The organism is Companilactobacillus ginsenosidimutans (assembly GCF_001050475.1).
Taxonomy (GTDB): domain Bacteria; phylum Bacillota; class Bacilli; order Lactobacillales; family Lactobacillaceae; genus Companilactobacillus; species Companilactobacillus ginsenosidimutans.
This window is the reverse complement of record NZ_CP012034.1, coordinates 611,580-635,443: the sequence shown is the minus strand read 5'-3', so window position 1 is coordinate 635,443 and position 23,864 is coordinate 611,580. Positions and strand designations below refer to the sequence as shown.

General features: G+C 36.6%; 20 protein-coding genes. All 20 read left to right on the top strand.

Features of this window, described 5'->3' with window-relative positions:
- Positions 1 to 15 precede the first annotated feature (15 nt).
- The 20 genes from tsf (at position 16) to dnaJ (ending at position 23,799) form a co-directional block, all read left to right on the top strand.
- Entirely contained in the window at positions 16 to 894 is an 879-nt protein-coding gene (gene tsf / locus ABM34_RS03255) for a translation elongation factor Ts (protein ID WP_048703323.1), read from the top strand.
- A 177-nt stretch (positions 895 to 1,071) separates the two neighbouring features.
- Positions 1,072 to 1,800, top strand: a complete 729-nt coding sequence (gene pyrH / locus ABM34_RS03250) for a UMP kinase (protein ID WP_048703321.1) — start codon at positions 1,072 to 1,074, stop codon at positions 1,798 to 1,800.
- The gene (gene frr, locus ABM34_RS03245; RefSeq protein WP_048703318.1) at positions 1,801 to 2,361 is read left to right on the top strand and encodes a ribosome recycling factor; all 561 of its coding nucleotides are present in this window, start codon (positions 1,801 to 1,803) and stop codon (positions 2,359 to 2,361) included.
- Positions 2,362 to 2,381: 20 nt separating this feature from the next.
- Positions 2,382 to 3,125 (top strand): isoprenyl transferase, encoded by a 744-nt coding sequence (locus tag ABM34_RS03240; RefSeq protein WP_048703315.1) that lies wholly within the window; start codon positions 2,382 to 2,384, stop codon positions 3,123 to 3,125.
- Positions 3,126 to 3,142: 17 nt separating this feature from the next.
- On the top strand, positions 3,143 to 3,937 hold the full coding sequence (locus ABM34_RS03235) for a phosphatidate cytidylyltransferase (RefSeq protein ID WP_048703313.1): 795 nt from the start codon (positions 3,143 to 3,145) through the stop codon (positions 3,935 to 3,937).
- Between the two features lie 19 nt (positions 3,938 to 3,956).
- The gene (gene rseP / locus ABM34_RS03230) at positions 3,957 to 5,225 is read left to right on the top strand and encodes an RIP metalloprotease RseP (RefSeq protein ID WP_048703310.1); all 1,269 of its coding nucleotides are present in this window, start codon (positions 3,957 to 3,959) and stop codon (positions 5,223 to 5,225) included.
- Positions 5,226 to 5,241: 16 nt separating this feature from the next.
- Positions 5,242 to 6,954, top strand: coding sequence for a proline--tRNA ligase (locus ABM34_RS03225; RefSeq protein ID WP_048703309.1), 1,713 nt, complete (start codon positions 5,242 to 5,244; stop codon positions 6,952 to 6,954).
- A gap of 34 nt (positions 6,955 to 6,988) precedes the next feature.
- Positions 6,989 to 11,290, top strand: a complete 4,302-nt coding sequence (locus tag ABM34_RS03220) for a PolC-type DNA polymerase III (protein ID WP_048703307.1) — start codon at positions 6,989 to 6,991, stop codon at positions 11,288 to 11,290.
- Between the two features lie 106 nt (positions 11,291 to 11,396).
- A complete protein-coding gene (gene rimP, locus ABM34_RS03215; protein ID WP_048703305.1) occupies positions 11,397 to 11,864 on the top strand; it encodes a ribosome maturation factor RimP in 468 nt (155 codons plus the stop codon).
- A gap of 10 nt (positions 11,865 to 11,874) precedes the next feature.
- Complete coding sequence (gene nusA, locus ABM34_RS03210) at positions 11,875 to 13,023, top strand: transcription termination factor NusA (protein WP_048703304.1); 1,149 nt, start codon at positions 11,875 to 11,877, stop codon at positions 13,021 to 13,023.
- 17 nt (positions 13,024 to 13,040) lie between these two features.
- The gene (rnpM, locus tag ABM34_RS03205; protein ID WP_048703302.1) at positions 13,041 to 13,349 is read left to right on the top strand and encodes an RNase P modulator RnpM; all 309 of its coding nucleotides are present in this window, start codon (positions 13,041 to 13,043) and stop codon (positions 13,347 to 13,349) included.
- On the top strand, positions 13,346 to 13,645 hold the full coding sequence (locus ABM34_RS03200; protein WP_048703301.1) for a L7Ae/L30e/S12e/Gadd45 family ribosomal protein: 300 nt from the start codon (positions 13,346 to 13,348) through the stop codon (positions 13,643 to 13,645). Before rnpM ends, ABM34_RS03200 begins: the two co-directional genes overlap by 4 nt.
- Before the next feature lie 13 nt (positions 13,646 to 13,658).
- Positions 13,659 to 16,499 carry a translation initiation factor IF-2 gene (gene infB, locus ABM34_RS03195; protein ID WP_048703299.1) on the top strand — a complete coding sequence of 947 codons (2,841 nt, stop codon included), beginning with the start codon at positions 13,659 to 13,661 and terminating at the stop codon, positions 16,497 to 16,499.
- An 11-nt stretch (positions 16,500 to 16,510) separates the two neighbouring features.
- On the top strand, positions 16,511 to 16,867 hold the full coding sequence (rbfA, locus tag ABM34_RS03190) for a 30S ribosome-binding factor RbfA (protein WP_048703297.1): 357 nt from the start codon (positions 16,511 to 16,513) through the stop codon (positions 16,865 to 16,867).
- 70 nt (positions 16,868 to 16,937) lie between these two features.
- Entirely contained in the window at positions 16,938 to 17,846 is a 909-nt protein-coding gene (gene truB / locus ABM34_RS03185; protein WP_048703295.1) for a tRNA pseudouridine(55) synthase TruB, read from the top strand.
- 12 nt (positions 17,847 to 17,858) lie between these two features.
- Positions 17,859 to 18,794, top strand: a complete 936-nt coding sequence (gene ribF / locus ABM34_RS03180) for a riboflavin biosynthesis protein RibF (protein ID WP_048706338.1) — start codon at positions 17,859 to 17,861, stop codon at positions 18,792 to 18,794.
- Between the two features lie 177 nt (positions 18,795 to 18,971).
- The gene (gene hrcA, locus ABM34_RS03175; protein WP_048703294.1) at positions 18,972 to 20,018 is read left to right on the top strand and encodes a heat-inducible transcriptional repressor HrcA; all 1,047 of its coding nucleotides are present in this window, start codon (positions 18,972 to 18,974) and stop codon (positions 20,016 to 20,018) included.
- Between the two features lie 18 nt (positions 20,019 to 20,036).
- Positions 20,037 to 20,636: a nucleotide exchange factor GrpE gene (gene grpE / locus ABM34_RS03170; RefSeq protein ID WP_048703292.1), complete on the top strand. Its 600-nt coding sequence runs from the start codon at positions 20,037 to 20,039 to the stop codon at positions 20,634 to 20,636.
- Between the two features lie 38 nt (positions 20,637 to 20,674).
- Positions 20,675 to 22,552: a molecular chaperone DnaK gene (gene dnaK / locus ABM34_RS03165; protein ID WP_048703290.1), complete on the top strand. Its 1,878-nt coding sequence runs from the start codon at positions 20,675 to 20,677 to the stop codon at positions 22,550 to 22,552.
- A 110-nt stretch (positions 22,553 to 22,662) separates the two neighbouring features.
- Positions 22,663 to 23,799, top strand: a complete 1,137-nt coding sequence (dnaJ, locus tag ABM34_RS03160; protein WP_048703288.1) for a molecular chaperone DnaJ — start codon at positions 22,663 to 22,665, stop codon at positions 23,797 to 23,799.
- Positions 23,800 to 23,864 lie beyond the last annotated feature (65 nt).

The window sequence follows — 23,864 nt, the reverse complement described above, 5'->3', positions numbered from 1 at the left end:
ACTGGAGGATATTTAATGGCTGCTAAAATTACTGCTGCTCAAGTTAAAGAATTACGTGATAAGACAAGTGTTGGTATGATGGATGCTAAAAAAGCTTTAGTATCTACTGACGGAGATATGCAAAAAGCTATCGACGAACTTCGTGAAAAGGGTATCGCTAAAGCTGCCAAGAAGGGTGATCGTATTGCTGCTGAAGGTTTGGCACATATCGAAATCTCTGGCAACAAGGCTGCCGTTATTGAAGTTAACTCTGAAACTGACTTCGTTTCATCAAACGATAAGTTCAAAAATCTTGTAAACGAGATTGGTAAAGCTATCGTTGAAAATGAACCAAAGAATATGGACGAAGCACTTGCACTTAAAGTTTCAGAAGGAACTATCAATGATGCTGTAACTGGTCTTACTGCTGTTATTGGTGAGAAGATTACTTTGAGACGTTTCAAAGTTCTCGACAAGACAGATTCACAAGTATTCGGTTCATACCTACATAATGGTGGTTTAATTGCTGCTGTTACAATTCTTGAAGGTTCAGATGAAGAAGCTGCTAAAGACGTTGCTATGCACGTTGCAGCCGTAAATCCTAGTTACATTGATCGTGACAGTGTTCCTAGTGATGTACTTGAACATGAAAAGAAGATCTTCACTGAAGAAACAAAAGCTGAAGGCAAACCTGAAAAGATTATCCCTCGTATCGTTGAGGGTCGTGTAAACAAGTTCCTTTCAGAAATTAGTTTGGCTGATCAAGAGTTTGTTAAGGACTCTGACATGACAGTTCAACAATTTGTTGAATCAAAGAACAGCAAGCTTGTTGATTACGTTCGCTATGAAGTTGGCGAAGGTATCGAAAAGCCTAAGGAAGATTTTGCTGAAGAAGTTAAAAATCAAATGAAATAGTTTTTATTTTGGGGACTGCTTAATTCTGGTGAATTAGGTGGTCTTTTCTTTTACAGTTTTTTAGCTATATTCTTTTATACAAAGCAGTTTTCGTGTATCATTAAAGATTGGTAAACTTAAAAATTTCATATGATTATATGGTAAAATGTTTAATAGCAAAATTAAAGGAGCGCACTTATGCCTGAAATTAAATACAATCGAGTAATTCTTAAAGTATCTGGCGAAGCATTGGCCGGAGATAAAGGGTTTGGAATCAATCCGCCCGTAATAAAACAAGTAGCAGAGCAAATTAAAAGTATCCACGATCTAGGTGTTCAAATTGCCATTGTTTGTGGTGGTGGAAATATTTGGCGTGGTGAAACTGGTGCTGAAATGGGAATGGATCGTGCCCAAGCAGATTATATGGGTATGATGGCAACTGTAATGAATGGTCTAGCATTACAAGATGGACTTGAGCAGTTAGACGTTCCAACTCGCGTTCAGACTTCAATTGAGATGCGTCAGGTAGCTGAGCCATACATTCGAAGAAAAGCTGTTAGACACTTAGAGAAAGGCCGTGTAGTGATTTTTGCTGGTGGTACTGGTAATCCATACTTCTCTACAGATACAACAGCCGTATTACGAGCCGCAGAAATTGAAGCAGATGTAATCTTAATGGCTAAGAATAATGTTGACGGTGTTTATTCAGCTGATCCTCAAAAAGATCCTAATGCTAAGAAGTATGATGAATTAACGCAATTGGAACTTATCAACAAAAATCTTGGAGTTATGGACTCAACAGCTTCATCATTGTCAATGGATAACAACATACCATTGATTGTATTTAACTTGAACAAGCCAGAAAATATTAGAAAGGTTGTACAAGGTGATAACATCGGTACAATCATTAAGGGTGGTACAAAATAAATGAGTGAGAATATTGCTATTTCAACTTCAAAAGAAAAAATGAATAACTCTATTGATGTATTAAATAGAGAATTGGCCAACATCCGTGCAGGAAAAGCTAATGCATCAATCTTGAGTAATGTAAAAGTTCAGTATTATGGAACAGAAGTACCTCTTAACCAAGTTGCTTCTATTAACATTCCTGAAGCTCGTGTCCTATTGATTACACCTTACGATAAAACTGCACTTGATGATATTGAACATGGTATCAATTCCTCTGATTTGGGATTGAACCCAGCAAATGATGGGGACGTTATTCGTTTAGTAATTCCTCAACTAACTGGTGAACGTAGACAAGAAATTGCCAAGAAGGTTGGTAAAGAAGCAGAAGACGCACGTGTTGCTGTTAGAAATGTCCGTCGTGAAGGTATGGATTCTATCAAAAAGCAATTGAAGAAAACGGATATTTCTGAAGATGACTACCATGATATTGAAAAACTAATTCAAAAAGTCACTGATGATGCTGTTGATCGTATTAACAAACTTGCAGAAGCAAAAGAAAAGGAAATCACCGAAGGATAAGCCTTTGGAACGATTTAACTATGACAGAAAAGAATATTGATGGGCAGAAAACAGATTTAAGAGTGCCAAATCATATTGCAATAATCATGGATGGAAATGGCCGTTGGGCAAAGAGAAGTGGCCAACCACGTATTGCTGGTCATAAAGAAGGCATGAACAATGTCAAACGTATCGCTACCACAGCTAGTCATCTAGGAGTAAAGGTATTGAGCTTATACGCTTTTTCTACTGAAAACTGGGATAGACCAAGTACCGAAGTCAACTTTTTAATGAAATTACCAGTTGATTTTTTTGGTATTTTTATGCCGGATTTGATTAAAGAAAACATTCGTGTCGTCATAACAGGATTCAAAGATAATTTACCATTCAAAACGCGAAAAGTTGTTGATAAGGCAATGAATGATACTAAAGATAATACTGGTATGATTTTGAACTTTGCCTTTAATTATGGTGGTAGAGCTGAGATCCTTAACGCTACTAAGTTAATTGCTGAAAAAGCCGCTGCAGGTGAAATTGATCCAGCCACTATTACTGAAGAGACCTTTTCAAAAGAATTATTTACAAGTGTGCTTGGACAATATGCAGATCCTGATTTGTTAATTAGAACTAGTGGTGAGGAGCGCATTTCTAACTTCTTATTGTGGCAAATGGCGTATACTGAGATGGTGTTTAATGATGCCTATTGGCCGGATTACACATCTGATGATTTGGTTAATGATATAAAGATTTTCAATGACAGAGACCGAAGGTTTGGTTCTGTTTAACAATTTGGGGGAAAATTATGAGACAACGTGTTATAACAGCAGTTATTGCACTTGCAATTTTTATCCCAATTCTGCTTGCGGGTGGAATTTGGCTTGAAATTGCTGCAGCTGCTTTATCGATGGTTGGTGTATTTGAGATATACATTATGCGTAAGCGTATAATCGTTTCAATTGATTTTGTGATTACAATATTAGGTACACTTGCACTTGCAGTTCCCATTAATTTTTATAAAGGATGGATGCCAGATAGTTTTAATAGGTTAGATCTTTTGTATGTTTTTGTGGTTCTACTTCTTATGGTTACAGTTTTCTCGAAGAATAAATTTAATTTTGAAGATGCTGCAATTTCAGCTATTACCATGGTTTATGTTGGAATTGGTTTCCACTACTTAGCATCAGTAAGAAATTCAAAAGCTGGCCTTGGACTGTTGTTATTTGCTTTAATAGTTGTATGGTCAACTGATATTTTTGCATATACATTTGGTAGAAAGATTGGAAAACACAAGTTATGGCCCGCAATCAGTCCCAATAAAACCTGGGAAGGTACAATTGCTGGAGTGATTTGTGCACTTATTTTTTCCGGAATTTATATGATTTTTGTACCTCAAAAGTATCCAATGGTTAATATGTTGATGATTGCATTTGTCCTTTCTGCATTTGGTCAAATCGGAGATTTAATAGAGTCAGCATATAAACGATTCTATAAAGTCAAAGATTCAGGTAACATTTTGCCAGGCCACGGTGGTATTTTGGACAGATTTGATAGTATGCTAATTGTTTTGCCAATGTTACACATTTTTGGTTTAGTCTAATCGCTTCGTGGAGGTTAAAATGACCGCGATAATAACATTTATAATAGTTTTTGGTATTCTGGTGATTGTTCATGAGTTTGGACATTACTACGCTGCCAAAAAATCAGGAATTTTAGTACGTGAATTTTCAGTCGGAATGGGTCCGAAAATTGTGGCGTACAGAAAAAATAGTACGACATATACCTTAAGATTGTTACCTCTCGGAGGTTACGTCCGAATGGCTGGAGCTCAAGACGATGATTCTGAGATAAAGCCAGGTACCATGTCTTCTTTAGTTGTGGGCGAAAATAATAAGGTCACGAAGATAATTATCTCTAGCAAGGTTTATGAGGCCAATGCTGTTCCGGTACAAATTTCCAAGGCCGATTTAGTCGATGAATTATTCATTGAAGGTTTTGAAAATGGTGATGAATCTGAAACAAAGAGATTTGATGTTGATCACGATGCAACGATTGTCGAAGACGACGGTACAGAAGTTCAAATTGCGCCACGTGATGTTCAACTTCAATCTGTTTCCGTCTGGAAGAGAATGATAACTAACTTTGCTGGTCCATTTAATAATTTTGTGCTAGCAATCCTTTGTTCAATCCTTGCTGCTTTTATGATGGGATCAGTTTCTACTAATTCTAATCAATTAGGTGTGATACAAAAAGACAGTGTTGCTCAACAAGCAGGGCTGAAAGAAAATGATATTATCACTAAAGTTAATGGGAATAAAACCAGCAACTGGATGGAACTTGCTACAGCAATTCAAAAGAATCCAGGAAAGAAAATAGATCTTACTGTAAAATCTCATGGGAATACGAGATCTGTATCTGTTGTCCCTAAAACTCAAAAAAGTAATGGGCAAAAATATGGAATGCTTGGTGTTCAGAGTCAGAGAGATTACAGTTTAGGTGCAAAATTCAAATTTGGTTTCACATCTAGTATTCAAACCACTCAAGCCATTTTTTCTCAATTAGGTAAAATGCTTACGGGTGGATTTAACATCAATCAATTGGCTGGACCGGTTGGTATTTATTCCATGACATCCCAAGCTGCATCGATGGGAGTTATTACGGTAATTCAGTTTATGGCAATGTTGTCGCTGAATCTAGGTATTGTTAACTTGATTCCGATTCCAGCACTTGATGGTGGGAAAATTGTTATGAACATAATCGAGGCAATCAGAAGAAAGCCAATTCCAGAGCAATATGAGACTGTTGTATCATTAATCGGGGTAGGTATTTTAGTAGTATTAATGGTCGCAGTTACGTGGAACGATATTCAAAGATTCTTTATAAAATAGGGGGATTTTACCAATAATGAAACAATCTCGTATGTATATTCCAACACTTAAGCAGACACCGTCTGACGCTGAGGCAATTAGTCATCAGTTAATGTTGCGTGCAGGATACATTAGACAAGTGGCAGCAGGAGCCTATACTTTCTTACCTTTAGCATGGAGTGTTATTAGAAAAATTGAAGCCAAAATGCGTAAGGAAATGGAAAATGTAGATGCTGTTGAAATGAGAATGCCAGCTATCTTGCCAGCAGATTTGTGGAAGGAAAGCGGACGTTACGAGACTTATGGTGATAACTTATTTAAGTTCAAGGATCGTCATGATCGTGAATTTATTTTAGGACCTACACATGAAGAAACTTTTACGAGCGTCGTAAAAGAAAATTTGAACAGTTACAAGAAATTGCCAATCGTTCTTTATCAAATGCAAGCTAAGTATCGTGATGAAGATCGTCCACGTAATGGTCTGCTTCGTGGAAGAGAATTTTACATGAAGGACGCTTATTCATTTACCGCTAACAAAGAACAGCTCGATGTTATTTTCAATAAAATGGAAGTTGCATATCGTAATATCTTTGATGCTTTCGGTTTAAATTATCGTGTAATTATCGGTGATGCTGGAGCAATGGGTGGTACAGATTCAAAAGAATTCTCTGCTATTGCTGGTATAGGTGAAGATACAATAGCTTATTCTGATGCAAGTGATTATTCAGCTAACTTAGAAATGGCTGCAAGTAAAATTGAAAAATTACCTGCTGAAGAGCATAAACAAATTGAAGAAGTGGATACTCCAAATGTTCATACCATTGATGCATTGTCACAGCTTCTTGACGTGAACTCTTCAAGAATTATGAAGGCTGTTGCATATATGGCCGATGAAAAGCCAGTGTTGGTCATGATTCGTGGCGACTACCAAGTAAATGATATTAAGCTTAAAAATATTTTAGGTGCTGATTTCTTAAATGAAGCCACAGCTGAAGAGGTTACCGATGTATTCCATAGTGTACCTGGTTTCATTAGTCCTAAGGGTATGGATACGACTGATATCACCGTCATTTATGATAGTTCTCTTGAAGGATTAGATAACTTTGTATTAGGTACAAACAAAGCTGATAGTCACTTCATCAATGCAAACTTTGAAGACCTTGGTGATGAAAAGCCAGAATTTAAAGATGTTCGTACTGTTAAAGAAGGAGAGCAATCTCCTGATGGTAAAGGAACGATTAAATTTACCAGAGGTATTGAGATTGGACATATCTTTAAATTAGGAACAAAATTCTCAAACGCCTTGGGTGCCAATTTCTTGGATGAAAATGGTAAATCTCAGCCTATTATTATGGGTAGTTATGGTATTGGTATTTCGAGATTGTTATCAGCTATCATTGAACAACACAATGATGAAAATGGTATCGTTTGGCCAGTTAACTTAGCACCTTATCAAGTACACGTTGTACCTATTAAATATAAGGATGACGTACAAAAGAAACTTAGTGATGAAATTGTAGACTTGTTGAAAAACGAAGGTTATGATGTCTTACTAGATGACAGAAACGAACGTGCGGGTGTTAAATTTGCTGACTCAGATCTTATTGGTATGCCAATTAGAATTACAGTTGGTAAAAAAGCAGCTGATTCAATTGTTGAACTTAAACTCAGAAAAACTGGCGAAACAATTGAAGTAAATAAAGATGAATTAATAAATTCAGTAAAAATCTTGCTTAAGAATCAGGAATGAGGCTTAAGCCTTTTTTATTTATGAAGGGTGAAATATGTCAGATAATCAAGATTTATTCAAAATTCTGATAAAACAAATTAAATTAGAAAACGTATTACCGGACAGTGATTTGTTTGATAATGCCAAACTCAAAAAAGTGGAAGTCCATAAGCAATCAAAAAGATGGACTTTCTTTTTTGAGTTTAATAGCATATTGCCATTTAATGATTTTCAAATATTTAATGAAGCTTTGAACAACGGGTTTAAAGATATTGCCAATGTTGATTTTGAAATATCAGTTCCAAATGCAACTCTTGATGAAAATTTAGTACATGAATATTGGAAATATGTACTTAGTCACGCAGAGCTTAATTCTCCAGTTGTTTCAAAACTTATGACCGAGAATCCACCACACTTTGAAAACGGACAAGTTTTCCTAACTGTATCTAATGGTTTCCTTGTCGATTTTATGAATGGCGAGATAATCTCTGGTATCCAAAATGAATATAGTAATTTGGGATTTCCAAGTTTTAAGATTCGTTGCAATGTTGATGAGGCAAAATCACAAGAGAAAATTGAAGAACTTAAAACAGCAAATGCGGAAAAGGAAAAAGTTTTTCAGACCAAGGCTAAGGAAGTTAGTGAGAAAAAAGCTAAAAAACCCGCTAGTGCCAATGTAAAACGTGTTGGTAAAAAAATACCGGATGATGCCCCAATTGCTCAGATGGTTGATATTGTTGAAGAAGACAGAAACAAAGTTGTTGAGGGATATATTTTTGATTTAGATGTCCGCAAACTAAAGTCTGGTCGTTCCCTTTTAATTCTAAAAGTTACAGATTATACTTCATCATTCAGTATCAAGAAGTTTTCTAACGGGGAAGATGATGAATTATTCTTCGAGGGACTAGATAAGGGTGCTTGGATTAGAGTTCGTGGTAATGTTCAGGAAGATAACTTCTCACGTGAATTAGTTATTATGGCTAATGATATCAATATCATTAAACATGAGGGTAGACACGATACCGCCGAAGAGGGCCACAAGCGAATTGAATTACATGCTCATACAAATATGAGTCAAATGGATGCAATCCCTAGTGCAACCGCACTTGTTAAACGTGCAAGTGAATGGGGGCAACCTGCGATTGCAATTACTGACCATCGTGCACTACAAGCATTTCCAGAGGCTTATGCTGCTGGGCAGAAATTTGGGGTTAAAATTGCTTATGGCGTTGAAGTTGACTTAGTTGATGAAGGTAATCCGATTGCTTATAACTTAAAAGATCAAGCATTAGAAGGCTCAGAGTATGTTATTTTCGATACTGAAACAACTGGTCTTTCAGCTGTCTATGATTCCATGATTGAAATTGGTGCTACCAAAATGAAAGATGGGGAGGTCGTTGACAGATTTGACGAGTTCATCAACCCTGGTCATCCTTTATCAGAAATAACTACTAATTTGACAAGTATCACAACTGAGATGGTTGAAAATGCACCTGATGAGAAAGCAATTATTGATAAATTTATGGATTTCGTTGGTGATGATATTTTAGTCGGTCACAACGTAACTTTTGATATGGGATTTATGAATGCTGCCTTAACTCGTCAAGGTCATCCACGTTTATCGATGCCAGTTGTTGACACATTGGAGCTTTCAAGAACTCTTCATTCTGAATATCGAAATCACAAACTTGATTCATTAGCGAAGAAATACAACATTGTTTTGGAACATCATCACCGTGCGGATTCTGATGCTGAGACCACAGGTTACTTGATGTATAAGTTGTTTGAGGAACTAGAAAATAAATTTGGCACTAATAACGTTTCTCAACTGAATGATAATGTTGGTGGTGAAGAAGCATATAAACAAGCTAGACCTAGTCATGCCATTTTATTGGCCAAGACGCAAGCAGGTTTGAAAAATATGTTTAAAATCGTGTCGTATGGAATGACACAATATTTCTACCGCACTGCTAGAGTTCCAAGACGATTGTTAAATAAGTACCGTGAGGGAATTATTGTTGGTTCTGCATGTAAAGATGGTGAAGTTTTTAATACCATGATGCAAAAAGGTTATGACGAGACCCGTGAGGTTGCTCAATATTATGATTACTTGGAAGTCATGCCAAAACCTGTTTATCAACATCTGATCGATTCAAAAATTGTTAAAGATGAACAATCACTGGAAGAAATAGTTTCAAACATAGTTAAATTGGGAAAAGAAATTGATAAACCTGTTGTTGCTACGGGAGATGTGCATTATTTGGACCCATCAGACAAAGTTTATCGTGAAATCGTCGTTAAAGCTGTCAAAGGAAATCCGCTTGCAAGACAAGCATTACCTGATGTTCAATTTAGAACAACTAACGAAATGTTTGATGAATTCTCGTTTTTAGACGATGATATCGAAAATGAAATTATTGTTGATAATCCGCAAAAAATAATTGATTCACTTGATGATCTTTCACCTGTGAAGGATCGTTTGTACACTCCTAAAATGGAGGGTGCTGAGGATGAAATTAAGAATCTTACCTTGAATAAAGCCCATGAATTGTATGGTGATCCGTTACCTGAAATTGTCCAGGAACGTATGGATAAAGAATTAAAAAGTATTATTGGTAACGGATTCTCAGTTATTTATTTAATCTCACAACGTTTGGTTTTTAAATCAAATAAAGATGGGTACTTGGTTGGTTCTCGTGGTTCGGTCGGATCAAGTTTCGTTGCAACAATGACAGGTATTACTGAGGTCAATCCTCTGGCACCACATTATCGTTGTCCTAAATGTAAATATTCGGAATTTTTCACAAAAGGTGAAGTTGGTTCTGGATTTGATTTACCCGATAAGAAGTGTCCTAAATGTGGTACTGATCTATTAAAAGATGGACAAGATATTCCCTTCGAAACTTTCTTAGGTTTCAAAGGTGATAAGGTTCCTGATATCGATTTAAACTTCTCAGGTGATTACCAACCAGTTGCCCATAACTATACAAAAGTATTGTTTGGGGAAGATCACGTGTTCCGTGCCGGAACCATTGGTACTATTGCTGATAGAACAGCATTTGGATATGTTAAAAACTATGAGGAAACAACCGGCTTACAAATTAGGAAAGCTGAAGAGGAAAGGCTAGCAATGGGTTCGACTGGTGTTAAACGTACAACTGGTCAACATCCTGCCGGAATTATTGTTGTTCCTGATTACATGGACATCTTTGATTTCACTCCAATTCAGTTCCCTGCTGATGATCAAAATGCAGCCTGGAAGACGACTCATTTTGACTTCCATTCGATTCATGATAATATTTTGAAACTTGATATTCTTGGACATGATGATCCTACGATGATTCGTACACTTCAAGATTTGTCAGGAATTGATCCTTTGACCATTCCAGTCGATGATAAAGAAGTTATGTCATTGTTCTCTGGTACCGAAGCTCTTGGTGTTACGCCAGAACAAATATTTTCAAAGACTGGTACTCTTGGAGTTCCAGAATTTGGTACTCGTTTTGTTCGTGGAATGTTGGAGAAAACTCATCCAACCACATTCGCTGAACTCCTCCAAATTTCTGGGTTGTCACATGGTACTGATGTTTGGTTAGGGAACGCCGAAGAATTAATTGACAAAGGCGTCGTAACTTTGAAAGATGTTATCGGTTGTCGTGATAACATTATGATGGATTTAATCCACTACGGTATGGATTCACAAATTGCATTCCAAATAATGGAGCATGTTCGTAAAGGGCGTGGTATTCCAGATGAATGGAAACAAGCAATGAAAGACGCCGATGTGCCTGATTGGTACATTGAATCATGTCTTAAGATTAAATACATGTTCCCTAAAGCCCATGCTACAGCTTATATTTTAATGGCTCTAAGAATTGCTTACTTTAAAGTTCATTACCCACTTTATTACTACAGTGCGTACATGTCAGTACGTGCTGATGATTATGATTTGGTAGCAATGACTTCGGGTAAAGAAGCAGTCAAAAATGCCATGCAAGAAATTAATAGTAAGGGTATGGAAGCTTCAACTAAGGAAAAGAATTTGTTAACAGTACTTGAGATTGCTAATGAATGTATTGAACGTGGATTTAGAATAAAAATGGTTGATTTGGAAAAATCGGACGCATTTGAGTTCAAAATTATTGATGATCATACTTTACTAGCGCCATTTAATGCTATTCCAGGATTGGGTGACAATGTTGCTAAGCAAATTGTTGCTGCTAGGGAAGAACAACCATTCTTGTCTAAAGAGGATCTTTCAATTAGAGGAAAGGTCTCAAAAACAGTAATTGAATATATGTCAGACAATCATGCACTTGATGGAATGCCTGATGAAAACCAATTATCGTTGTTCTAGTTGCTTTTATTAGTAAATTATGGTAAATTATATTTCAGTTAATAACCGTGAATGAGTGAGCAGAAATGCTCGCTCTTTTTATTGCCGAATACTATGGAGGGTTGATTTGAACACACAAACTGATGAATTGAAAGCCATTTTACAACCAATTTTGGAAAAACATGACTTTTTTCTAGTAGATTTAGAACTTGTTCATGAACGTGGAGACTGGTATTTACGTGTCTATGCGGATAAAAAGGGTGGCATCACTATCGATGACTGTGCTTTGATCAGTGAAGAGTATGGTGAAAAACTTGACGAGCTAGATCCAATTGATCCAGCTTATTATTTAGAAGTTTCATCACCTGGGGCTGAACGTCCGCTCAAAAATGATGAAGATTTAAGTAACTATCAAGGTGCTTATGTTAATGTTTCTCTTTATCAAAAAATTGATAATGAGAAGATTTATGAAGGTTCTTTGGATGAAGTTACTGATGATCAAATTACAATGACTTACAAAGTTAAAAATATTAAAAAGCAAGTAATTATTAAAAGAGACAAAATTGCAAAAATTCGACTTGCGATAGAATTCTAAGGAGAATAGCATGACAAAAGAAATGGTTGATGCATTGGATGCATTGGAAACTGAAAAAGGTATTAAGAAAGAATATGTTATTGAATCGCTTGAAGCTGCATTAGTTGCCGCCTATAAACGTAACTACAACCAAGCACAAAACGTTGAAGTTGAGTTTGATGCAAAAAAAGGTAACATTCATGTATATTCTGTTAAAGAAGTGGTTGAAGAAGTTGCTGATGATCGTTTAGAAATCTCATTAACAGATGCTCAGAAGAAGAGCAAGGGTTATGAGATTGGTGATCATATTCGTGATGAGGTTACTCCAAAAGATTTCGGACGTATTGCTGCTCAAACAGCAAAACAAGTAATTATGCAACGAGTTCGTGAAGCTGAACGCGATATCATTTATAATGAATATAGTCAGTACGAACACGAGATTATTCAAGGTATCGTAGAACGTAGTGATAGCAGATTTGTTTATATTAGCTTTGGTAAAATTGAAGCTGTTATGGCTAAGTCAGATCAAATGCCTAATGAAACATACAATCCACGTGACCGTGTTCGTGTGTATGTTACAAAAGTTGAAAATGCTACTAAAGGACCTCAAGTGTTTGTTTCAAGAACAGATCCAAGTTTAGTTAAGAGATTATTCGAACAAGAGGTTCCTGAAATTTATGATGGAACAGTAGAAATTGTTTCAATTGCCCGTGAAGCTGGTGATAGAACAAAGATTGCTGTAAAATCTGATAATCCTGATATCGATCCAGTCGGTACATGTGTTGGACCAAAGGGTTCACGTGTTCAAGCAGTTGTTGATGAATTAAATGGTGAAAACATCGATGTTGTTCCTTATGTTGATGATCCAGTTGACTACATTGCAAACGCACTTAATCCTGCAGAAGTAATCGCAGTTCAATTCGACGATGACGATAAACAACAATGCATGGTAATTGTTCCTGACTATCACTTGTCATTGGCAATTGGTAAAAAGGGTCAAAATGCACGTCTTGCTGCTAAACTAACTGGTTACAAGATTGATATTAAGCCAGAATCACAAGTTGAGTTTGTTGATGACAATGATCAAGATGTTGATATAGATGATATCGATTCAACTGATACTAATGATTCAAGCGATAATGATTCTGATACACAAGCAAATTCTGACTCAGAAGAATAAAAAAGGGGGAGATGGAAATGGCAACTCGAAAAGTTCCAATGCGCAAAGATATTCTCACCGATAAAATGTTTCCAAAACGTGAAATGGTAAGAATAGTGAGAGATAAAGAAGGTAATATCTCCATCGACCCTACTGGGAAAAAATCTGGTAGAGGCGCATACGTTGGTTTAGATCCAGATGCAATTAAAGAAGCAAAATCAAAAAAAGTTTTAGAAAAGGTTTTCTCAAAGAAAGTTTCACCTGATTTTTACGATGAACTGTTTGACTTTGTTGATCACCAAAAGGCCAGAATGGACTTGTTCGGCGATTTAGGTAAGAAACATTGAAAAATGAATTCTTAAATTTCCTAGGAATTGCCGTTAGGGCTGGTAAAATAGTAACTGGAACAGATTTTACTTTACAAGGAGTTCGTGACAATACTGTAAAATTGGTTATAATGGCTAGTGACTGTAGTGCTCGAACAAAAAAGACTTTAACAGATAAAACTGATTTTTATAATGTGGTTTTAATTGAGAGTTTTACAAGCGAAGAATTAAAAAAATCAATTGGTAAGGATAGGAAAGTTATGGGTATAACTGATACTGGAATTGCTAGAAGGTTAAAAGAAATTATGCAAAAATAAGGAGTGTGATAGGATGGCCAAAAAAAGAATCTATACTATTGCGAAAGAAAATAGTGTCGAGAATCAAGCTGTATTAGATGTTGCCGCTAAATTAGGTCTAGATGTTAAGAACCATATGGCATCTGTTGACGAAAGTACTGAAAAGAAGATTGTTGCTTCACTCAAAGGTGGAAAGCCCGCTGCTAAACCTGCAAATGCAAATAAACCAGCCGCTAAGCCTGCACAAGCAAAACCTCAACCAAAAGCTCAAGCTAAGCCTGAAACAAAGCATGTTTCAAACGCCAAGCCTGAATCTAAGGAAAAGACAGGTTCTGCTGATGGTAGTCACAAGACTAAGATTAAGATTACTGCTGTAAGAAGAGATCCTGGCAAGAATAACCGTGGACACTTTGAACACAATAATCACAATAACAATAATCAAAGTCATAACAACAACAATCACAACGGAAATGCAAATAATCGTCCAACGAATAATGCACGTCCAAATAGTAACAACAGTAATAACAGACCTAATAATAATCAAAACCGTTCAAACAATAACGGCTCGAACAATAATAACAGCAATAACAACAGACCAAACAACAATAGAAGTTTCCAATCACGTGACCGTCGTAACAACAATGTTAGACGTGATCAAACTACGTCACAAGCTCCAAGACCTAGACAAAGTGCCGGAAACAAATATCTAGATAAGTACAAGACAAACATCCAAGATGCTAGTCGTGTAACTAACCGTCCTTCAACAAATAGACGTAATAATAACACGAACGGAAGCAATAACCGTTCAAACAATAACCGTCCTAATAATCGTCCAAACGATAACAGACGTAACAACAATAACAATTCAAGGCCTAATACAAATAATACGGCTGCAAAGGCAACTACAACCGCTAAAGCTACTCCAACTAAAAAGGTAGAAGTTCCAAAGGCAGAATACAAGAAGCCAGCAGCAACACCAAACCGTAACTTTGGTCACAAGACGAATCTCGCAAATCCATTCGGTTCTCGTAAGAAGAAGAAGGAAAGAAAGAGACAACAACGTCAACGTAGCAATGAACCAAAGAAGGTTATGCCAGCTAGAAAAGAACGTCCATTACCAGAAACACTTGTTTATACAGTTGGTATGAATGCTCAAGACTTAGGTAAGATTTTGCATCGTGAACCAGCTGAAATCGTTAAGAAACTATTTATGCTTGGTATCATGATCAACCAAAACCAATCTCTCGATAAGGATACTATCGAACTTTTGGCAACTGATTACGGTATTGAATCAGATGAGAAGATTGAAGAAGATATCGCTGATATTGATCAATACTTTGAAGCTGAAACTAAGAATCAAGAGAATCTTATTCCTAGACCTCCAGTTGTTACTATCATGGGACACGTTGATCATGGTAAAACTACATTACTAGATCATTTGAGACATACACACGTTACAGCTGGTGAAGCTGGTGGTATTACTCAACATATCGGTGCTTATCAAGTAAGACTTCAAGATAAGTTAATTACATTCTTGGATACTCCAGGACATGCTGCATTTACAAACATGCGTGCTCGTGGTGCTGATATTACCGATATCGTTGTCCTAGTTGTTGCGGCTGACGATGGTGTTATGCCACAGACTATTGAAGCTATCAACCACGCCAAAGCTGCAAATGATCCTATTATCGTTGCTGTTAATAAGATTGATAAGCCAGGTGCAAATCCACAACATGTTACAGAACAATTGATGGAATATGATTTAATTCCAGAAGATTATGGTGGAGATACAATCTTTGTTAATATTTCTGCTAAACAAGGTACAAACATTGACCAATTACTAGAAATGATCAACCTTGAAGCTGATGTTTTGGAATTGAAAGCTAACCCTGATCAAAAAGCTGTTGGTACTGTTATCGAAGCTAAGTTGGATAAGGGACGTGGACCTGTTGCTTCACTATTAGTACAACAAGGAACTCTACATGTTGGAGATCCAGTTGTTGTAGGTAATACATTTGGTCGTGTCAGAACTATGACAAATGACCATGGTAAAGAAGTTAAAAAGGCTTTACCATCACAACCAGTCGAAATTACAGGTTTGAATGATGTTCCTGAATCAGCTGATAAGTTCGTTGTCTTTGATGATGAAAAGACAGCTCGTGCAGCTGGTGAAGAACGTGCTAGTCGTGCTCTTCAAAAAGAACGTCAAAACACAAATCCTGTTACATTAGATAACTTGTTTGAAACAATGAAAGAAGGGGAACTTAAGACTGTCGACATTATTATTAAAGCCGATGTTCAAGGTTCTGCTGAAGCCATTGCCGGAAGTTTGAAGAAGATTGATGTTGAAGGTGTTAGAGTTAACATCATTCATCAAGCTGTAGGTGCCATTACTGAAAGTGATGTTAACTTGGCTTCTGCTTCAAACGCAATCATTATTGGATTTAACGTTCGTCCTACAGCTCAAGCTAGAACTCAAGCTAAGGAAGAAAACGTTGATATCAGATTGCATCGAGTTATCTATCAAGCAATTGACGAAGTTACAGCTGCTATGAAGGGTATGCTTGAACCTGTTTACGAAGAAAAAGTTACTGGTAATCTTACAGTTCGTGAAACATACAATGTTTCTAAGATTGGTACAATTGCCGGATGTATCGTGAATAGTGGTAGTATCACATGTGATAGTGGTGTAAGACTTATCAGAGATGGTATTGTTGTCTATGAAGGCAAACTTGCTTCACTTAAACGATTCAAAGATGACGTTAAAGAAGTTAAGTCAGGCTTTGAGTGTGGTGTAACAATCGAAAATTACAACGACATCAAGATTGGCGACGAAATCGAAGCCTATGTGATGGAAGAAGTTCCTGTCAAATAGGAGATGAAATTATGAAACATCGTATTGGTAGAGTTGAACAAGAAATTCAAAAAGAAGTAAATGATATTTTACTTAAACGTGTTCGTGATCCTAGAGTTCAAGGAGTCACCGTAACTGGTGTTGAAATGACTGGTGACTTACAACAGGCCACTATTTATTACAGCATTCTGTCTGAAAAGGCTAGTGATGTCGAAAAAACTCAAATGGTTCTCGATAAAGCTAAGGGATTAATTCGTGGAGAATTAGGTTCAAGACTTACTTTGTACAAAGTTCCTGAACTTGAGTTTAAACAAGACCAATCAATTCGCTATGGTGAAAAGATTGATAAATTAATTGCTAAGTTACATCAAGACGAACAAAATCGTTAATTAAATATTATAAAATTACATCTAATTGCAAATGCTGATTAGGTGTAATTTTTGTATGTGGAGATAAATTATGAATGGTGTAGTTCCTTTAAACAAAGAAATTGGAAAAACTAGTTCCGATTACGTATATGTTCTGCGAAAAGTTTTAAAGACTAAAAAAATCGGTCATACTGGGACCTTGGATCCACTTGTAGACGGAGTTTTGCCGATTTGCGTTGGTCAGGCAACAAAATTAGTAAACCGATTAACTAATTCACCCAAAGAATATGAGGGTGAAATTACTTTAGGCAGATCTACCACTACTGAAGATCGTGAAGGTGAAACCGTAAAAACAACCAAATTGGATGCGCCAGTTTCAATTGAAGAATTGAATAAGACTTTCAAGAGCATGACAGGAGAAATTACGCAAATTCCTCCAATGTTTTCTGCGGTAAAAGTAAATGGTAAAAAATTGTATGAGTATGCACGTGCGGGCATTGAGGTTGAACGGCCTGAACGGACCATTACGATATATGATTTTTATTTGTTAGGTGATCCAGAGTTTGACGAAAAGCTTGGTCAACAGAAAGTCCGTTTTCACGTAAGATGTTCAAAAGGGACATATGTCAGAACTTTAGCCGTTGAATTTGGTGAACAATTAGGTTTCCCAGCTTTTATGTCACAACTAACAAGAACGAAAAGTGCAGGATATGAATTGAGCCAAACTTTTAAATTGTCTGAAATTGAATCAATGGTAGAATCGAATAGTACAGATTTTATTAGAAGTATCGATGACGTTTTATCTAACATTCCAACTCATTCGTTAACAAAAGATGAATGGGAAATCGGTGTTTTGCATGGTGGATTCCTTGATTTGCCTGATGCAGATGAGTCACAAGACCTTCGTGTTCAAAAAGATAGCGTTACTAAAGCAATTTATAAGTTTGACAAAGTTCGTAAAACTTGGGTTCCAGATATTATGTTATTAAAGAATGAGTAAAAGAAGATGGCCATGCAGACATTACACGTAACACATCCACTTAAAAATAATGAAATTCCACAGCAAAATACAGTTTTGATCATGGGTTTTTTTGATGGTGTACATAAGGGACATCAGCAAGTTATCAAAACTGGGGTTGATTTAGCCAAAAAGAATGGTCTTAAATCTGTCCTGATTACATTTGATAGATCGCCAAGAGTCGTTTACCAACATGTACAAAATTTTAAATATCTATCAACTGAGGCTCGTAAGCAGGAGCTAATACAACAACTTGGTGTTGACTATTTGTACTTCGTTGAATTCACTGAAGATTTTGCGACATTGAAGCCACAAGAATTCGTAGACGAGTACATGATAGGAATGCACGCAAAATTCGTCGTGGCTGGGTTTGATTACACTTATGGTAAAAGAGATATAGCAAATATGGATACTCTTCCAAAGTATTCAAAAAATAAGTTTCAAATTGTAACTGTTCCAAAACAAACTTTTGATGAAGAAAAAATTGGATCAAGCTCCATTAAAGAAATGATTGAAGATAACAATATTGATGAAGCTAATGAACTGCTAGGCTATGATTATCAAAATTCCGGTACAGTTGTCCATGGATTACAGAGAGGAAGAACACTCGGATTTCCGACTGCAAATTTATCTGTGGGGAAGGGTGAACTAATTCCATCCATTGGTGTCTATGCAACCAGAATCTTGGTGAATGGCAAATGGTATGATTCAATGACATCAGTTGGGTACAATATCACCTTTGCTGAGAATACTGGAGTAACCGTCGAATGTAACATTTTTGACTTTGATGAAGATATCTATGGCAACGAAGTTACACTCCAATGGGTTCACTATTTACGAGGCGAAATCAAGTTTAGTGGCGCTGATGAGTTGATTGATCAGCTTAAAAAAGATCGTGAAAATTCAAAATCATTTTTATTTGATAAATAAAATCACTCTTAATCTCGACAACTTTTGTCGGGATTTTTTTTATCATGAAAGTTAATAAATATTTTTCTGTAAAAATCCAATTTTTTAAGCGCCAATACTTGACACTCATAGGCTGAATTGTTATATTTTACATTGTTAGCACTCCAATATGAATAGTGCTAAAAGGAGGACGGTATAATGTTATCGGAACGTCAAGATGCAATCTTGAGAGAAGTCGTGCGCATTTTTACAGATACCGGCCAGCCGGTTGGATCAAAAACATTAGAGAACGCATTACCATTTCATGTAAGTTCAGCAACCATTAGGAATGAGATGGCAACTCTTGAAGAAATAGGTTATCTCGAGAAGACCCATTTATCTTCTGGACGAATACCTTCTGCTAATGGATATCGTTACTACTTAGATTATCTGGTTCAACCTACTATTGTGCCAAAAGATATTGCAAATCAGATTGATGAGGATTTCGGACAAACTTATCACCAACTTGATGACATAATCGAACGGTCAGCTAAAATACTTTCACATTTAACCAGCTACACAGCAATTACTTTAGGCCCAGAAAGCACAAAAACACGCTTAACGGGATTTAGAATTGTTCCACTTAATTCTCATCAGATAATGGCAATTATCGTTACAAGTGATAATAACGTGGAAAGTAACATCTACACAGTTGATGCGGAATTAGATAGTTCACTGATTGAGAAATTTGTTCGGATAGTAAATGATAAGTTGGTTGGTCAACCTTTACCAAGGGTAATTGAGATGTTGCATGACGACATTCCAATAATCTTGTCAGAATATATGTATTCTACTAATGGTTTGCTAGATATGGTAGATCAATTATTCAGAAAAGCTGATTCTGAAAAATATTTTGTTGACGGTCAATTAAATCTTTTAAATTACGCAAATAATAGTGATCTAGAAGGAGTGCAATCACTTCTTTCTACTATTAACCAGAGTAATGATTTGAAGAAACTGCTTAATCCTAATTCCGAGGATGATGGAATTAAAGTTCGTCTCGGTAGTGAATTGGGATCCGATGCGTTAAAGAATTATAGTATTATTACCGCTAATTATGATGTTGGACATCACGGTAAGGGCGTTATTGCACTTCTTGGACCAACATCAATGCATTATTCACAACTTATCGGATTGTTAGGCGAGTTTAGAACCGAATTAGCAAAAAGATTGATTGATTATTATTCAAGGTATGATGATTCATGATATTTATAGGAGGCAGCAATGGCAGATAAAGAAAAAGACCAAAAAGCGAAAACTTCTCAAGAAGATGTGGAAACTAAAGAAGCTCCTAAAAAAGAGGATGTTTCAAAAGATTCTAAAAAGGAATCGAAAAAAACTAGTAAGGCTGGATCTGAAGCTGAACAATTAATTAAAGAAGTTGCAGATCTCAAGAAAAAGAACGACGAATTGGAAGATAAATATATTCGTAGTCAAGCTGAAATTCAAAATATGGCAAACCGTCAAAAGAAAGAAATTGCTGGTTTGATTAAATATGATGGTCAAAAGCTGGCTAAGGAAATTCTTCCTGTTCTTGACAATCTGGAACGCGCTTTGCAAGTTGATGTTACCGATGAAACTGGTAAGCAACTTAAAAAGGGTGTTGAGATGGTTCAACAACATATGGTTAAGGCAGTTGAGGATAATAACGTAACGGCCGTCGATAATGTTGGCGAAAAATTTGATCCTGCCGATAGTCAAGCAGTTCAAACTGTTCCTGCAGATAAAGATCATCCTGCTGATACAGTTGTTCAAGTTTTACAAAAGGGATATAAACTCAATGATCGAGTTTTACGTCCTGCAATGGTAGTAGTTGCAAAATAAAATTTTAAATTATAAAAATAAAAAAGAGGTATTTGTATATGTCTAAAGTTATTGGTATTGATTTGGGTACTACAAACTCAGCTGTTGCTGTTCTTGAAGGTGGTTCTCCAAAAATTATTGCTAACCCTGAGGGTGCAAGAACAACTCCTTCTGTTGTTGCTTTTAAAGATGGTGAAATTCAAGTTGGTGAAGTAGCTAAAAGACAAGCTATCACAAACCCTGATACAGTTGCATCAATCAAAAGACACATGGGTGAAGCAGGTTACAAAGTAACTGTTGCTGGTAAGTCATACACACCACAAGAAATTTCAGCCATGATTCTTCAATATATCAAGAAGTTTTCTGAAGATTATTTGGGTGAAGATGTTACAGATGCTGTTGTTACAGTTCCTGCATACTTCAATGATTCACAAAGACAAGCTACAAAAGATGCTGGTAAAATTGCTGGTTTAAACGTTAAACGAATTGTTAACGAACCAACAGCTTCAGCACTTGCTTATGGCCTTGATAATGACAAAGGTGATGAAAAGATCCTTGTTTATGACCTTGGTGGTGGTACATTTGATGTTTCTATTCTTGAATTAGGAGACGGAGTTTTCGAAGTACTTTCAACAAATGGTGATACAAAACTTGGTGGTGATGACTTTGATAAGCACATCATGGATTGGTTAGTTTCACAGTTCAAAGCTAAGAATGGCGTTGACTTGTCACAAGACAAGATGGCTCTTCAAAGATTAAAGGATGCTGCTGAAAAAGCTAAGAAAGATTTGTCTGGTGTAAGCCAAACTTCAATCAGCTTGCCATTTATTTCTTCAGGTGATAATGGTCCACTTCACTTGGAAGAAACATTAACACGTGCCAAGTTTGATGAATTAACAGCTGACCTTGTTGAAAGAACTAAGGCTCCTGTTGACAATGCTCTTAAAGATGCTGGATTAACAACAGCTGATATTGATAAAGTTATCTTGAATGGTGGTTCAACACGTACACCAGCTGTTCAAGCTGCTGTTGAAAAATGGACAGGAAAGACACCTGACCACTCAATCAACCCTGATGAAGCTGTTGCTTTAGGTGCTGCTATTCAAGGTGGTGTTATCTCTGGTGATGTTAAGGATGTTGTTTTACTTGATGTTACTCCATTGTCACTTGGTATCGAAACAATGGGTGGTGTATTCACTAAGTTAATCGATAGAAATACAACTATTCCAACAAGCAAGTCACAAACATTCTCAACTGCTGCTGATAATCAAAGTGCTGTAGATATTCACGTTATGCAAGGTGAACGTCCAATGGCCGCTGATAACAAGACATTAGGTCGTTTCCAATTAACTGACATTCCTGCTGCACCAAGAGGTGTACCTCAGATTGAAGTTAAATTTGATATCGATAAAAATGGTATCGTAAATGTTTCCGCTAAAGATCTTGGTACTAACAAGGAACAAAAGATTACTATCAAGAGTTCATCAGGTTTGAGTGATGAAGAAATCGATCAAATGATGAAAGAAGCTAAGGAACACGAATCTGAAGATAATAAACGTAAGGAAGAAGTCGACGTTAAGAACGATGTTGAACAAGCATTATTCTCATCAGAAAAGACTCTTAAAGACGTTAAGGGTAAAGTTTCAGACGAAGAGATCAAGAAGGCTGAAGATGCTCGTGATGCTTTAAAGAAAGCTCAAGATTCTGGCGACATCGAAGAAATGAAGTCAAAACGTGATGATTTGAATAAGGTTATCCAAGATCTTTCTGTTAAACTTTATCAACAAGCACAAGAAGCTCAAGGTGGAGCCCAAGGTGCCGGTGCTCAAGGTGGTGCTGGAGCAACAGGTGCTGAAGGTACAGACAAGAAATCAGACGACGGCAAAACCGTTGATGGTGATTTCAAAGAAGTAGATCCTGACAAAGATAAAAAATAAGACAATTAAAAGATAATATTTACTGAAACTGGTATAATTCTTTTAGTTCAATAATACTGAAAGTTGGGACAAAGTGATTTGTCCCAACTTTTATATAAAGGTGATTTTTAATGGCTGACAGAGATCCATATGATGTTCTGGGTGTCGACAAAGACGCTTCGCAAGATGATATAAAACATGCATTTAGAGGACTTTCAAAAAAATATCATCCAGATATTAATAAAGCTCCAGATGCTGAAGCAAAGTTTAAAGAAATTAATGATGCATACGAAACTCTAAAGGATCCTCAAAAACGTGCACAGTATGATCAATATGGATCTGCTGGTATGAATGGTAGTCAAGGATTCGGCGGTGGTGGTTTCGGTGGCGCCGGCGGTGAAGGATTTGGCGGATTTGAAGATATCTTTAGTCAATTCTTCGGTGGCGGAACTGCTAGACAAAACCCTAATTCTCCAAGACAAGGTTCTGACCTGCAATACAGAATGGACCTAACTTTTGAGGAAGGTGTTTTTGGTAAAGAAACAACTATCTCATATAATCGTGAAGAAAAATGTGCAACTTGTGGCGGTAACGGTGCTAAGCCAGGCACTGAACCAGTTACTTGTAGCAAATGTCATGGTTCAGGATACATGGAAGTAGACCGTCAAACACCACTTGGGCGTATGCGTACACGTGTTGTCTGTGATGTCTGTGGTGGTACAGGTAAGGAAATCAAAGAAAAATGTGATACTTGCCATGGTAAGGGTAAAGTTAATGAAAAACATACTCTTAAAGTTACTGTTCCTGCGGGTGTTGAAGATGGCCAACAAATGCGATTAGATGGCCAAGGTGAAGCCGGTGAAAACGGTGGACCATACGGTGATCTATACATCGTATTTAGAGTGTCAACGAGTCGAGAGTTTACTCGTGATGGATCGACTATTTTTACTTCAGTAAATATTAGTTTCCCACAAGCTGCTTTAGGTGATGAAATCGATGTTAATACTGTTCATGGTCCAGTCAAATTGACTGTTCCAAGTGGTACCCAAACAGGAACTTCATTTAGATTAAAGGGTAAGGGTGCGCCAGTTCTTAACAGTAAGAATATTGGTGATGAAAAAGTCACAGTAAACATTGTTACACCAAGAAAACTTTCTGGTGAACAAAAAGATGCCTTGAAGAAATTCTCTGAAGCGGGTGGAAATAAAATCCGTGAAAAGGATAGTAACTTCTTCAATAAAGTTAAAGATGCATTTAAAGGTGAATAAACAATTGGTTGAGGGCGAAACCTCAACCTTTTTTTGTTATAATAGTCTGGTTAAAGGAGATTCCT

Bases quoted from the DNA above. Each gene is read 5' to 3' on its own strand.
- frr (WP_048703318.1), top strand. From the start codon at position 1,801: ATGAGTGAGAATATTGCTATTTCAACTTCAAAAGAAAAAATGAATAAC.
- ribF (WP_048706338.1), top strand. From the start codon at position 17,859: ATGCAGACATTACACGTAACACATCCACTTAAAAATAATGAAATTCCA.
- ABM34_RS03240 (WP_048703315.1), top strand. From the start codon at position 2,382: ATGACAGAAAAGAATATTGATGGGCAGAAAACAGATTTAAGAGTGCCA.
- truB (WP_048703295.1), top strand. From the start codon at position 16,938: ATGAATGGTGTAGTTCCTTTAAACAAAGAAATTGGAAAAACTAGTTCC.
- rnpM (WP_048703302.1), top strand. From the start codon at position 13,041: ATGGCAACTCGAAAAGTTCCAATGCGCAAAGATATTCTCACCGATAAA.
- infB (WP_048703299.1), top strand. From the start codon at position 13,659: ATGGCCAAAAAAAGAATCTATACTATTGCGAAAGAAAATAGTGTCGAG.
- rbfA (WP_048703297.1), top strand. From the start codon at position 16,511: ATGAAACATCGTATTGGTAGAGTTGAACAAGAAATTCAAAAAGAAGTA.
- grpE (WP_048703292.1), top strand. From the start codon at position 20,037: ATGGCAGATAAAGAAAAAGACCAAAAAGCGAAAACTTCTCAAGAAGAT.
- ABM34_RS03220 (WP_048703307.1), top strand. From the start codon at position 6,989: ATGTCAGATAATCAAGATTTATTCAAAATTCTGATAAAACAAATTAAA.
- dnaK (WP_048703290.1), top strand. From the start codon at position 20,675: ATGTCTAAAGTTATTGGTATTGATTTGGGTACTACAAACTCAGCTGTT.
- pyrH (WP_048703321.1), top strand. From the start codon at position 1,072: ATGCCTGAAATTAAATACAATCGAGTAATTCTTAAAGTATCTGGCGAA.
- ABM34_RS03225 (WP_048703309.1), top strand. From the start codon at position 5,242: ATGAAACAATCTCGTATGTATATTCCAACACTTAAGCAGACACCGTCT.
- ABM34_RS03235 (WP_048703313.1), top strand. From the start codon at position 3,143: ATGAGACAACGTGTTATAACAGCAGTTATTGCACTTGCAATTTTTATC.
- hrcA (WP_048703294.1), top strand. From the start codon at position 18,972: ATGTTATCGGAACGTCAAGATGCAATCTTGAGAGAAGTCGTGCGCATT.
- rseP (WP_048703310.1), top strand. From the start codon at position 3,957: ATGACCGCGATAATAACATTTATAATAGTTTTTGGTATTCTGGTGATT.
- dnaJ (WP_048703288.1), top strand. From the start codon at position 22,663: ATGGCTGACAGAGATCCATATGATGTTCTGGGTGTCGACAAAGACGCT.
- nusA (WP_048703304.1), top strand. From the start codon at position 11,875: ATGACAAAAGAAATGGTTGATGCATTGGATGCATTGGAAACTGAAAAA.
- tsf (WP_048703323.1), top strand. From the start codon at position 16: ATGGCTGCTAAAATTACTGCTGCTCAAGTTAAAGAATTACGTGATAAG.